The following is a 12,168-nucleotide window of genomic DNA, read 5'->3' on the forward strand; positions in this document are numbered from 1 at the left end:
TCGCCGGAGCCGGGTGCCGTCCCGGCAACCTGCCCAGCTGTCACGTCGACCGTCGGAGCGCTCACCCGTCGACCGTAGTCCACCTGCTCGACGAGCTGCACCGCAGGTTAGCGCTCCGCCTGGTGCGCGATGACCTCGCGGGCCAGCTGCCGGTAGTTGCGGGCGCCGGACGAGGCCGGGTCGAGACTGGTGATCGGTGCGCCGGCCACCGTCGACTCGGGGAACTTCACTGTCTTGGTGATGACCGTCTGGTAGACCTTGTCGCCGAACGCCTCGACCACCCGCTGCAGCACCTGCCGGCAGTGGGTGGTGCGGCTGTCGTACATCGTGGCGAGGATGCCTTCGAGCTCCAGGTCGAAGTTGAGCCGCTCGCGGACCTTGTCGATGGTGTCCAGCAGCAGCGCCACCCCACGCAGGCTGAAGAACTCGCATTCCAGGGGGATCAGCACACCGTGTGCCACGGTGAGCGCGTTGATCGCCAGCAGACCGAGCGAGGGCTGGCAGTCGATCAGAACGAAGTCGTACTCCTTGCGGATCGACTTGAGCACCCGGGCCAGGGCCATCTCCCGGGCAACCTCGTTGACCAGCTGGATCTCCGCGGCCGACAGGTCGATGTTGGCCGGCAGCAGGTGCAGACCGGCGACGTCGGTCTTGATCAGCACGTCCTCGGCAGTGACGTCGTCCTGCATCAGCAGGTTGTAGACCGACAGATCGAGGTTGTGCGGGTTGACCCCGAGCCCGACCGACAGCGCGCCCTGCGGGTCGAAGTCGACCAGCAGCACCCGGCGACCGTACTCGGCCAACGCGGCACCGAGGTTGATCGTCGTGGTGGTCTTGCCGACGCCGCCCTTCTGGTTGGCCATCGCGATGACCCGCGCCGGGCCGTGCCGGTCGGTCGGCATCGGCTCGGGGATCGGCTTGCGCATGGTGTAGGCGGTCGGATCGGCGGGACCGAGCTCCGCGCTCAGATCGAGCCCTGCCTGTTGTTCGCGGAGCGTCGAGGTCCACGCCTCGGCACGGTCACTGTTGCCCGCCATGTCCTGTGCGCCCCCTCCCGACGACTGCTCGGCGCCGGAGCCGACCGGCGTCTGCAGCGGCGTCGCCGCTGCGGGGCCTTCGCCTGCCGCCGTACGAAAGCCGCGCCGTTGCCCGACTGTACGCCACCCGGCCGGGGTGCGGCGGACACCGGTCCGGCGTGTCGACCCGGCATGACCCGGGTACGCCCGACGCCCGCACCCGCATCCGCCTACGGATCGACCGCAGGCTCGCGGAACGGGTCAACCACGGGCCCGCGGATGCGCGGTGGCGTAGACCTCGCGGAGCCGGTCGACGGTCACCAGCGTGTAGACCTGAGTGGTGGTCACCGACGCGTGGCCGAGCAGTTCCTGGACCACCCGTACGTCCGCGCCGCCGTCGAGCAGATGGGTGGCGTACGAGTGCCGCAGGGTGTGCGGGGAAACCGGATGTGCCCCGCTCACCGGCAACCCGGCGCGCTCAGCGGCGCGCCGCAGCACCGTCCACGCGCTCTGCCGGGACAGCTGCCCGCCCCGCGCGTTGAGGAAGACGGCCGGGCTGCCCCGGCCCGCCGCCACGAGTGCCGGCCGCACCCGGGTCAGATAGGCCCGCAGCGCGTCGGCCGCGTACCCGCCGACCGGGACCACCCGCTGCCGGCCGCCCTTGCCACGGAGCAGGACCGTCCCGGTGTCCAGGTCGAGGTCGTCGACGGCGGCACCGACCGCCTCGGAGATCCGCGCCCCGGTGCCGTAGAGGAACTCCAGCAGTGCCCGGTCGCGTACGGCCAGCGGCGGCACCGGACCGTCCACCGCGCCGGCGGCGGTCAGCAACCGTTCGACCTGGTCGACGTCGAGCGCCCGGGGCAGCCGGCGCGGCGGGACGGCGGGACGGACGTCGCGGCCGGCGTCGGAGTCGGCGTGTCCCTCCCGGACGGCGAACCGGTGCAGCCCGCGGATGGCACTGGCGGCCCGGGCGGTGGACGCGGCCGACAGCGGCGGCTGCCCGTCGGCGCCGGCCCGCAGCGCGGCGAGGTGCCCGGTGATCTGCACCGGCCCCACCTCGGCAAGTTCAGCGATCCCCAGGTGCGCCAGCGTGCCGAGGTAGCGGTCCAGGTCGCGCCGGTAGGACCGGAGGGTGTGCTGGGACAGCCCGCGTTCGACGGTCAGGTGGTCCAGGTAGCTGCGGACCGCGTGCCGCAGCGCAGGGGCCGGCGGCACCGTCTGCGGCGGCGCGTCGCCGGTCAGCCCAGCACCTCGGCCAACGACCGGCTGCTCAGGCCATGTGCCTCGGCCACCGGACCGGAGGTGATCTCGCCGTCGTGGGTGTTCAGACCGGCGGCGAGAGCCCGATCGTGACGCAGCGCGTCGCGCCAGCCCCGGTTGGCGAGTTCGAGGGCGTACGGCAGGGTGACGTTGGTCAACGCGTACGTGCTGGTGTGCGGGACGGCGCCGGGCATGTTCGCCACGCAGTAGAAGACCGAGTCGTGGACCGGGTAGACGGGTTCGGCGTGGGTGGTGGGCCGGGAGTCCTCGAAACACCCGCCCTGGTCGATCGAGATGTCGACGAGCACACTGCCGGGCTTCATCCGGGACACCAGTTCGTTGGTGACGATCCTGGGTGCCTTCGCTCCGGGCACCAGGACCGCGCCGATCACCAGGTCCGCGTCGATCACCGCCCGCTCGACCTCGTAGGTGTTCGACGCGACCGTCTTCATCCGCCCCTGGTGGATCGCGTCCGCCTGACGCAGCTTGCTGATGTCCCGGTCGAGCAGCAGGACGTCGGCGTGCATCCCGGCCGCGATCACGGCCGCGTTCATCCCGGACACCCCGGCCCCGATGACCACCACCTTCGCCGGGTAGACGCCGGGGACCCCGCCCATCAGCACGCCGCGGCCACCGCCGGGACGCATCAGGTGGTACGCGCCGACCTGTGCGGCCAGCCGACCGGCGACCTCGGACATCGGTGCGAGCAGCGGGAGGGAACGGTCGGCGTTCTCCACCGTTTCGTACGCGATTCCGGTGACCCGTTGGCGCAGCAGGGCGTCGGTGCACTCTCGCGACGCCGCGAGGTGCAGGTAGGTGAAGAGGACCTGGCCGGGTCGCATCCGGTGGTGTTCCTCGGCGACTGGCTCCTTCACCTTGAGGACCAGGTCGGCACTCGCCCAGACGTCGTCGGCGCTCGGGGCGATGCTCGCCCCGGCGGCGGCGAACTCGTCGTCGGTGATGGCGGATCCGACGCCGGCGCCGGTCTCCACCGTCACCTGGTGACCGGCCCGGGTGAACTCGTGCACCCCGGCCGGGGTGATCGCCACCCGGTACTCGTGGTTCTTGACCTCGCGGGGAATGCCAACCTTCACGTCGCCGTCACCTTTCCGCGGGCCACGCTGCCCGAACTTGTCTCCCGGCGAAGTCTAGATCCGGTCGACAGGTCCGACAGCCGGCACGTTGACAGTCGATGACGGCACGGCTTGACGGTGTGTCATTCCGAGCGACCACCGCCCAGGCGATCACATGGAGTGAAGGCCAGGGACCACCAGGTGAGCGCGGTCCGCGGTTTTCCCAGGATCCGGACCTTCGCTGCGACGACCTGGACCAAGGTCACTACATTGCCGCTCCATGACCTTTCCTCAGCATCCTGGCGCCGGTGGCGTCTCCGACAAGAGCAAGATCATCGCCGGGGTCCTCGGCATCCTGCTGGGCGGCTTCGGCGTCGGCCGGTTCTACACAGGCCACACCAAGATCGCCGTACTCCAGTTGGTCGTCAGCGTCGTCACCTGCGGCCTCGGTTCGCTCTGGGGCCTGATCGACGGGATTCTCGTCCTGGTCAACGGCGGCACCGACGCCCAGGGTCGGCCGCTACGCGACTGACCACCCGACCGCTCGGCGACCACCGCGTAACCGGTGGCCGAGCGGAGATAGCGACAAGCCGAACGGCGGTCGGGCGGACGACATCCGCGCCGGCCGCCGTTCGCCGGCCGCCGGGTCAGCGCGCCGCGCCGCCGGGCGGGCGCGGGGCAGGTTCGGTGACGGCACGCAACGCCGCCCACCCCGTCTGCCGGGCGCAGGCCGCAGCCAGCAGACCGGCTACCGCCGGACCGTTGGTGATCTCGCCGCCCAGTACCATCCGGACCGCCTCGTCGAGGTCGACGAGGTGGACCTGCAGCTCCGCCTCCTCGTCGTGGCGATGGTGCCGGTCCTGCTCCGGCACCGGGGTGAGGTCCCGGGCGAGGAAGATCCGGACCGTCTCGTCCGAAAATCCCGGCGACGGGTGCACATCGACGAGCAGATCGAGTCGACCGGCGGTCAGGTCGGCCTCCTCGACGAGCTCCCGGTGGGCGGTGGCGGGCAGTTCCTCCCCGGCGACGTCGATCAGGCCGGCGGGAAGTTCCCACAGCTGCCGGCCGACCGGATGGCGGTACTGACGGACCAGCACCACCCGTCCGGCCTCGTCGAGCGCGACCACTGCGACCGCGCCGACATGCCGTACGTAGTCCCGCCTGGCCACACCGCCAGCCGGCATCGTCACCTCGTCGCTGACCACCGAGAAGATTGGGCCGGAGAACCGGTCGGTCCGCGACAGCACCCGGTAGACGTGACCGCCCGAGCCGTCTTCGGCGTCCGGCCCGTGCTCCCGCATCAGGCCTGGCCTCCGGGGGCCGGCGCCAGATCCACCGGCAACTGGTCGGCCTCCGAATACGTGATCACCGCACCGACGAAGGCATGGAACAGCGGATGCGGCCGGGTCGGGCGGCTCTTCAGCTCCGGGTGGGCCTGAGTGGCGACGAAGAACGGGTGCTCAGCCCGGTCCAGCTCGACGAACTCGACCAGCCGGCCGTCCGGCGAGGTGCCCGAGATCCGCAACCCGGCTTTCTCCAACACCTCCCGGTACGCGTTGTTCACCTCGTAGCGGTGCCGGTGCCGTTCACTGACCTCGGTCGCCCCGTACGCCTGCGCGACGATCGAGCCTTCAGCCAGCAGCGCCCGGTACCCGCCGAGGCGCATCGTGCCGCCCATGTCCCCCTTGCCGGCGACGATCTGCTCCTGGTCCGCCATGGTCGCGATGATCGGGTGTTCAACCTCCTCGTCGAACTCGGCGGAGTTGGCACCGGCCAGACCGGCACCGTTGCGGGCCACCTCGATCGCCATGCACTGCAGGCCGAGGCAGAGCCCGAGCACCGGGACGCCGTTCTCCCGCCCGTACCGGGCCGCGCCGATCTTGCCCTCGATGCCCCGCACCCCGAATCCGCCCGGGATCACGATCCCGTCGACCCCGCTGAGCGCGGCGGCGGCACCGTTCGGGCTGACACACTCGTCGCTGGGCACCCACCGGATCTGCACCCGCGCCCGGTGCCCGAAACCCGCCGCCCGGATCGCCTCGGTCACCGACAGGTACGCGTCCGGCAGGTCGACGTACTTGCCGACCAGCGCCACGGTGACGGTGTGCCGCGGATGGTGCACCCGCTCCAGCAGGTCGTCCCAGCTGGTCCAGTCGACGTCGCGGAAGGACAGACCCAGCCGGCGCACCACGTAGGCGTCGAGGCCCTCCCGGTGCAGCACCTTCGGGATGTCGTAGATGCTCGGCGCGTCGGGGGCGGCGATGACCGCTTCCCGGTCCACGTCACAGTAGAGCGACAGCTTGTGCTTCAACTTGTCCGGGATCTCCCGGTCGGAGCGGCACACGATCGCGTCCGGCTGGATACCGATGCTGCGCAGCGCGGCGACCGAGTGCTGCGTCGGCTTCGTCTTGAGCTCGCCGGACGGCACCAGGTAGGGAACCAGCGACACGTGCAGGTAGAAGCAGCGGTCCCGGCCGACGTCGTGACGGACCTGGCGGATCGCCTCCAGGAACGGCAACGACTCGATGTCGCCGACGGTGCCGCCCACCTCGGTGATCACCACGTCCGGGATCAACCCGTGCTCGTCGGGCTCTCCCATCGCCCGGATCCTGGCTTTGATCTCGTTGGTGATGTGCGGAATCACCTGCACCGTGTCGCCGAGGTACTCGCCCCGGCGTTCCTTGGCGATGACCTCGGAGTAGATCTGACCGGTGGTCACGTTGGCCTTGCAGGACAGGTCACGGTCGAGGAACCGTTCGTAGTGCCCCACGTCGAGATCGGTTTCGGCGCCGTCGTCGGTGACGAACACCTCACCGTGCTGGAAGGGGTTCATCGTGCCGGGGTCGACGTTGAGGTACGGGTCGAGCTTCTGCATCACCACTCGGAGTCCGCGAGCGCTGAGCAGGTTGCCCAGACTGGATGCGGTCAACCCCTTGCCGAGTGAGGACGCGACGCCCCCGGTGACGAAAATGTGCCGTACCGTCTGTGTCGAAGGGGCCAAGGCGTGCTCCCGTGGGTCGTCTGACTGGTCGTGCAGACCGGCGCGTCACTGATGAAGCTGCTGGCGCGATCCACGGGACTCCACGGTAACACCTGCCGAAACAGCGGACCCGCTGACCTCGTCGGGTGCCTTCGCCGGGCTCTGCTCGGCCGGGCCGGGCGGGCCCGTCTGGCCGGTGGACGGTCTGGTCCGGTCCGCCGAGTGCCCGAGCACCCGCAACGCCACCAACGCGGCCAACGGCACGGTCACCGCCGCCGCCGCACCGGCCACGTCCAGCGCAGAACCCGCAAGACCGCCGCCGATCACCGACGACACGGCGATGCCGGCCATCGCCGCCCGCACCGCCGGATAGATGCCGAACAGCCGTTTCAGCCCGCCCCACGGCTGCAGCAGGGCGAACCACACGAGTACCGCCGCGACCAGCGTCAGCACCGTCAACGGGCTGCTCAGCAGGGCCGACATGTTGGCCGCCGAGGAACGGTGCAGGGTGAGCCCGCCGGTGCCGTCGGCCAGTGCGGTGAGGAACCGTCCCAAGCTGCCCCGTTCAGTCTCCGGCCGCTGCAAATCGAGCAGTGCGAAGCCGGCGGTCACCAGCAGACTCGCGACCGTCGCCCACGCCACTCTGGGCACACTCAGCCAACCCCCGGTGCTGATCGCCGCCGTGACCGCCACTCCGGCGGTCAACGCGATCGCTCCGACCGGGTCGGCACCCAGGTAGGGGCTGCCGACCAGGATCACCGCGGCACCACCGATGGTGACCACCACCGTCACCCGCCAACCACGCCGGACCCGCTGGGCCAGACAGCCGGCGGCCAGCAGGGTGCCGGCGATCAGCACCCCCAGTCCCACCGTGCCGAGCCCGGCGTAGCGACCGCCTTCGGAGGCGGAGTATCCGGCTACGCCGTTGAGTTGCAGCCTGGCGCCGGTCAGCACGTCGGCGGCGACGACCGCCGCCGCGATCGTGGCGACCAGCGTCATCGGGGCGAGCGTGCGTCGGTAGGAACGGCTGATCCGGACCGCCGCCGTCGCGGCGGCGACCACCAGCACCGTCGCCACGGCCAACGCGGGGCCGGGCCGGCCGCTGCGCCACCAGGGCACCACCTCGGCGAGCAGCGCCGCCGGGATGGCGAGCGCGGCCGCGATCAGCAGGACCTCCATGACGGCGTTGGCCCGCCGAGTGACCGGGTCCGGGCCAGGCCGCCCTGCGGTGCGGCGCACCCGGCGCAGCAACGGTACGACGGCCACGGCGAGTGCGGTGTGGAACCCGGCGAGCAGGCCGAAGAACCAGACCGCGGCGCGCCGCTGGGCGCGGGCCTCCCGGTCCGCGTCGGCCGGGTACGCGATCGCCGTCGCGAGGTCCTCCGGCCGGCCAGGTGCCGAACTCGCCGGCTGGCCGATGAACAGCCCGTCGGGTTGATCCCGGTCGAGCACGTGCAGCGCGGTCGGTGCCAGGTCCACCAACTGCAGGTAGCCGTCCCGGCCGGTGGTCGGCGACGTCATCCAACCCGTCTCCCAGCCGGGACCGTCGGCGACCGCCACGTGCAGCCGGGTCGGTGCGCCGGTGTCGGCCAGCCCGGCGACCAGCACGAGTGAGCGCTGCGGGCGAGCCGCCAGAACCCGCGCCAGCGTCTCGTCGGCCCGCCGTGCGGCGGCTGCCCGTTCGGTCGGGTCGGAACCGGCAACCACTCCGGCGTCAACGACGCTCAACACGCAGGAGGCGAGCAGGTCCGCCGGGTCCGGCGGGAGCTGCGGCTCGTAGCGGTCGACCCGGCCGAAAGGCCGGGCGGCGGTCAGCGCGGCACCCGGCCCGATGGCCACCGTGCACCGCACCGACTCGGCCAACGCGCCGGGCACCGCACCCCAGGTGAGACGTTCCTGATTGAGGCGCACCGTCGCGGGCTGCGAGGTCAGGTATCCACCGATGCCGTCAGGTTGCTCGACGGCGATCTGCGCCAGCGGGCAGGTGCCGTCGCCGGTGGTGCCGGTGATCCCGTCGTACGCCGCGTAGTTGCCGGCACCGAGGGTGACCCACCCGTCGGCCGGACAGGTCGGCCGCTGCGCGGACCGCACCGCCAGTGCGGCGATCGAGCCCTGCTCCGCCAGCCGCCACAGCGTCGGCGTCGTCCGCCGGTCGACGTCGTCCCAGCGCAGGCCCGGCACTCCGACAATGACCACGTAGTCCGCGCTGCGACCGGAGGTACCCACCGCCGGCCGGTCGGCCAGTGCCGCCACGCCGGCGGCCAGCAGCATCGACGTCAGCAGCAGCGGCACGATCCGGTGACGCATCAGCCGCTCCCGTCCACCGGTCGGTCGTCGCGGTCGGTCGGCCCGGCACGGCGGCCCGGCACCGACTGCCCGCCGGCTACCTCCCGCCCGCCGGTCAGCTCCCGGTAGACAGCGCGGACCAGGTCGAGACTGTCCGCGTCGCTTGGCCAGCCGGCGGCTCGCCGGGGTCCACGGTCGGCCAGGTCGGCCCGCTGCTGATGGTCGCTCAGCAACTCGCGCACGGCGCCGTCCAGCGCGGCCAGGTCGCCGGGTGGAATCAACCGGCAGGCGTCGCCGACCAGTTCGGGCAGCCCGCCGACCGCGGTCGCCACCAACGGTACGCCGGCCCGCAACGCCTCCTGGGCGAACAACTGTCGAGCCTCCCAGTCGCTGCAGACGACCGCCAGGTCGGCGCCGAGCAGCAGGTCGGACACGTCATGACGGTGGCCGAGTAGGGTGACCGGTGCCCGTACCGCCGAGATCTGCGCCGCCAGGGACAGGTAGCTCGGCCCGGTGCCGGCGATCACCACCTGCGCCGGTGGAGTCAGTTCGCGCCATCCGGCGGCGGCGTCGACCAGCAGGTCGTAGCGCTTCTGCGGGTGCAGCCGGCCGACCGAGAGCACCAGCGGTTGATGGGCGCCGACACCGAATTCCGCGCGCACTGCGGCACGGCTGCGTCTCGGCGCGGGCAACTCCGGCGCCGCAACCGGGCCGAGCCTGGCGTCAGGCGCGCCGAGCGCCACCGCCCGCTCGACTAGGTCGGCCGAGGCACCGAGGGTCACCCGGGCGGCCCGCGCCACCCGCCGCTCGACCAGCCGCGCCAGTCGACCCCGCAGCCCGCCGACGAGGATGCTGTTGTGCCAGGTCACCACGATCGGCGCGGACGGTCGGGCGAGCGCCGCGACGAACCCGGCGCGTAGTCCGTGCGCGTGCACCACGTCGACCCCGTCGGCGAGGACGCGGCGGACCGCGGTCACCGCGCGGGCGTCGGCCAGGGTCGGGTTGGCCGGGATCTCCACCGGGACGAACCGGGCACCGGACGCGGTGAACCGGAACTGCTGTTCGACGGCGAGCGGACCGCACACAATCACCCGCGCCCCGCCAGACACCAGGCCCCGGCTCAGGGATGCGACGTGCTGGCCGATACCGCCCGTGCTGGAGCCGATCAGCAGCAGGACCGTACCGGCCCAGCGATCGTCCGTCGGATCACTCACCGCGACTCCGTCCCCTTCCCGTCCCGTCGCCGGCCGGCCGCCAGCCGCCGGGTCCGGCGCACCGCGCCAACGACCATCGGCCGCAGATCGTGGCGGTCCGCAGGCAGGGACACCGCGAGAAAGACCGCCAACCCGGTCGCCCCGGACAGCATGCCCTGCAGCAGCACGCCGGGCACGCTCGGGGTGGTCGACCCCGGCCCGGTCAGGTACGCCACGCCGGCGCCCGCAGCCGCCGCGACGACGCCGGCTACCAGACCGGTCGCCACCGCCCGGCCGAGCCCGGTCAGCGCGGCGCCACCGGCGACCCGGCGCAGGGCCGCGACCAGCAGCAGCCCCATCACCGACATGCCGAGCGCGTTGGCCAGCGCCAAGGCGAAGACCCGGTCGCGGTCGGGCAGCACCAGTGACAGCACCGGGGCGGCGACCATCACGCAGCTCCAGCCGGCGGCCACCGCTGCGGTGGCAGGTGCCGGGCGGCCGGCCGCGTACAGCGCCCTGGAGCCGATCGCGAACATACCGTAGCCGATCAGGCCCGGAGCGAAGCCGGCGACGCCGGCGGCCAGCGTCCCGGCCTGCCCGGCCGGGACCAGAAAGGCCGCAGCCGGGACGCAGACGGAGACCAGGACGGCCGCGCCGAGACAGCAGAGCAGGACCACGCCGCGCAGGGCCGGACCGAGGTTGGACCGGTACCCGGCGATGTTCCCGTGGCTGTGGGCTGCGGCCAGGGTCGGGTAGGCGGCGGTCGCCAGCGGCACCGCGAGCACCGACCAGGGCAGTAGGAACACCGTCTGGGCCAGCATGAACAGCACGACGCTGCCCTGCGGCGCGCCACCGGCGAAGCAGAGCCAGACCGCGACCAGCACGGCGACCTGCTGCGCGCCGACGGTGACCGCGCCGGCCGCCGCCAGCCCGCCGACTGCGTCGCGGGCCGCGCCGACGAACCGGAGGCCGGGTCGCAGCCGCAGACCCAGTGGGCGCAGCGGCACGAACAGGCACAGCGACAGCACGGCCACCCCACCGGTGGTGCCGGCGGCCAGCAGCAGCTGGCCTGACGTACCCACCCCGGGCAGGTCGGCCAGCCGTCCCTCGGTGGCGGCGAAGGTCAGGTAGGTGCCGATCACCGTGACGCTGGACAGCAGCGGGGCGATCACCGGCCAGGCGAACCGGTGGTGTGCCTGCAGCACTCCGGTGAGCACCACGGCGATCCCGTACAGCGGAAGTTGCGGGGCGAACAGCCGCAGCATCAGCGTGCCGGCGTCGATCTGCGCGGCACCGGCGTCGGCGGCGAGCAGCCGCACGATCGGCCCGGCCGCGAACGCGAGCAGCACCGCGAGCGGGATCAGCAGGCCGAGCGTCCAGGTGAGCAGCGCTGACGTGGTCGCGGACACGGCGGTACGGTCACCGGCGGCCACCGCACCGGCGAGCAGCGGCACCACGAGGCTGGCCAGCGCTCCCCCGGCGACGATCTCGAAGATGATGTTGGGAATCGTGTTGGCGGCAGTGTAGATGTCACCCAGCGCGGTCGGCCCCACCGACCAGGCGAAAACCGCGGTACGGCCGACCCCGGCCAGCCGGCTCGCCACGGTGAGCACCGCGATCAGCGCCGCGGCACCGGCGACCCGGGTGCCGACCGCCGAATTGGTCATTGCCGCGTCCTGGTCAGGGTGTCCGGCGGCCGAGGGCGTCGAACTCACGCAGGCCGGGGGTGCGTGCGATCACCTGGGTGAAGCTGACCCGCTCGCTCGCCGCCGTCAGCCCGGCGAGCCCGGCGAGCACGACCGCGCGGCCGACCGGCCCGGTACGCTGCGCGACGGCGACCCCGAGCAGGGCACCGAGCGCATTGGCGCCGCAGTCGCCGAGCATCACCTGCTCGTCGAGATCGTCGCGGAGCAGCCCGAGAACCGCACCGCTGGTCCCTGCGGCGGTGCCCGCCGTCAGGCCGGCCAGCAACGGGGCGGCGATCAGCAGCCCGGCCTTCGCCGCTCGCCCGGGCCGCAGGTCCAACAGGTTGACCAGGTTGGCGGTGCCGGCGATCACGCCGGCGCCGAGTAGTGTGTCGGCCGCCCGGAGGACCGGTCGGCGGGCGGTGTCCCGGCGGTCCACGGCGAGCAGCGCGGCCGCGACGGTGGCGGCGGCGCCGACCCCCACGATCTTGACCAGCCCGCTGGTCACCCGGCCCGACCGCAGCGCCGAGAGATGCCCGGCGAAGCCCTTGGCCGCCCGCTGGTCCGGTCGGGCGCCGACGATGTCGTCGTAGAGCCCGACCGCTCCGGAACCGGCACCGGCGACCAGCGCCGCCGCTGCGGCGGGCGGGCTCGCGGCTCCGAACGCGGCGGCGG

Annotated in this window: 9 protein-coding genes and 1 pseudogene; 1 reads left to right on the forward strand and 9 read right to left on the reverse strand. The window is 72.6% G+C overall.

The genetic code is table 11. The features are described from left to right. Positions 1–107: 107 nt before the first annotated feature. From ACXAHD_RS15275 to ald, 3 genes are all read right to left on the reverse strand, one after another. Positions 108–1,037: a ParA family protein gene (locus ACXAHD_RS15275; RefSeq protein ID WP_281554653.1), complete on the reverse strand. Its 930-nt coding sequence runs from the start codon at positions 1,035–1,037 to the stop codon at positions 108–110. A gap of 240 nt (positions 1,038–1,277) precedes the next feature. Continuing rightward, positions 1,278–2,258, reverse strand: a complete 981-nt coding sequence (locus ACXAHD_RS15280) for a site-specific tyrosine recombinase XerD (protein WP_475051275.1) — start codon at positions 2,256–2,258, stop codon at positions 1,278–1,280. Continuing rightward, positions 2,255–3,370, reverse strand: a complete 1,116-nt coding sequence (gene ald, locus ACXAHD_RS15285) for an alanine dehydrogenase (protein WP_281554651.1) — start codon at positions 3,368–3,370, stop codon at positions 2,255–2,257. The genes ACXAHD_RS15280 and ald overlap by 4 nt, the downstream gene beginning before the upstream one ends. 259 nt (positions 3,371–3,629) lie before the next feature. Here ald and ACXAHD_RS15290 point away from each other — a divergent pair, with 259 nt between their 5' ends. Next, positions 3,630–3,881, forward strand: a complete 252-nt coding sequence (locus tag ACXAHD_RS15290) for a TM2 domain-containing protein (RefSeq protein WP_278168812.1) — start codon at positions 3,630–3,632, stop codon at positions 3,879–3,881. Between the two features lie 115 nt (positions 3,882–3,996). Here the strand turns inward: ACXAHD_RS15290 and ACXAHD_RS15295 are convergent, their stop codons facing one another. From ACXAHD_RS15295 to ACXAHD_RS15320, 6 genes and pseudogenes are all read right to left on the reverse strand, one after another. Continuing rightward, positions 3,997–4,650, reverse strand: a complete 654-nt coding sequence (locus ACXAHD_RS15295) for an NUDIX domain-containing protein (protein WP_281554650.1) — start codon at positions 4,648–4,650, stop codon at positions 3,997–3,999. Then, a complete protein-coding gene (locus ACXAHD_RS15300; RefSeq protein WP_281554649.1) occupies positions 4,650–6,350 on the reverse strand; it encodes a CTP synthase in 1,701 nt (566 codons plus the stop codon). The genes ACXAHD_RS15295 and ACXAHD_RS15300 overlap by 1 nt, the downstream gene beginning before the upstream one ends. A gap of 153 nt (positions 6,351–6,503) precedes the next feature. After that, positions 6,504–8,636: pseudogene (locus ACXAHD_RS15305) on the reverse strand (hypothetical protein); the annotation flags it as partial. Then, positions 8,636–9,829 (reverse strand): glycosyltransferase family 4 protein, encoded by a 1,194-nt coding sequence (locus tag ACXAHD_RS15310; RefSeq protein ID WP_281554647.1) that lies wholly within the window; start codon positions 9,827–9,829, stop codon positions 8,636–8,638. The pseudogene ACXAHD_RS15305 and the gene ACXAHD_RS15310, both read right to left, overlap by 1 nt. Next, positions 9,826–11,475 (reverse strand): murein biosynthesis integral membrane protein MurJ, encoded by a 1,650-nt coding sequence (gene murJ, locus ACXAHD_RS15315; protein ID WP_281554646.1) that lies wholly within the window; start codon positions 11,473–11,475, stop codon positions 9,826–9,828. Before murJ ends, ACXAHD_RS15310 begins: the two co-directional genes overlap by 4 nt. A 13-nt stretch (positions 11,476–11,488) precedes the next feature. Next, the coding region (locus ACXAHD_RS15320) for a hypothetical protein (RefSeq protein ID WP_475051262.1) at positions 11,489–12,168 on the reverse strand (680 nt) is incomplete at its 5' end.

It is taken from the genome of Micromonospora sp. ABR4_055, from assembly GCF_056160425.1.

Excerpts from the sequence above, each read along its gene's own strand:
- murJ (WP_281554646.1), bottom strand. The coding sequence starts at position 11,475 with ATGACCAATTCGGCGGTCGGCACCCGGGTCGCCGGTGCCGCGGCGCTG.
- ACXAHD_RS15290 (WP_278168812.1), top strand. The coding sequence starts at position 3,630 with ATGACCTTTCCTCAGCATCCTGGCGCCGGTGGCGTCTCCGACAAGAGC.
- ACXAHD_RS15275 (WP_281554653.1), bottom strand. The coding sequence starts at position 1,037 with ATGGCGGGCAACAGTGACCGTGCCGAGGCGTGGACCTCGACGCTCCGC.
- ACXAHD_RS15295 (WP_281554650.1), bottom strand. The coding sequence starts at position 4,650 with ATGCGGGAGCACGGGCCGGACGCCGAAGACGGCTCGGGCGGTCACGTC.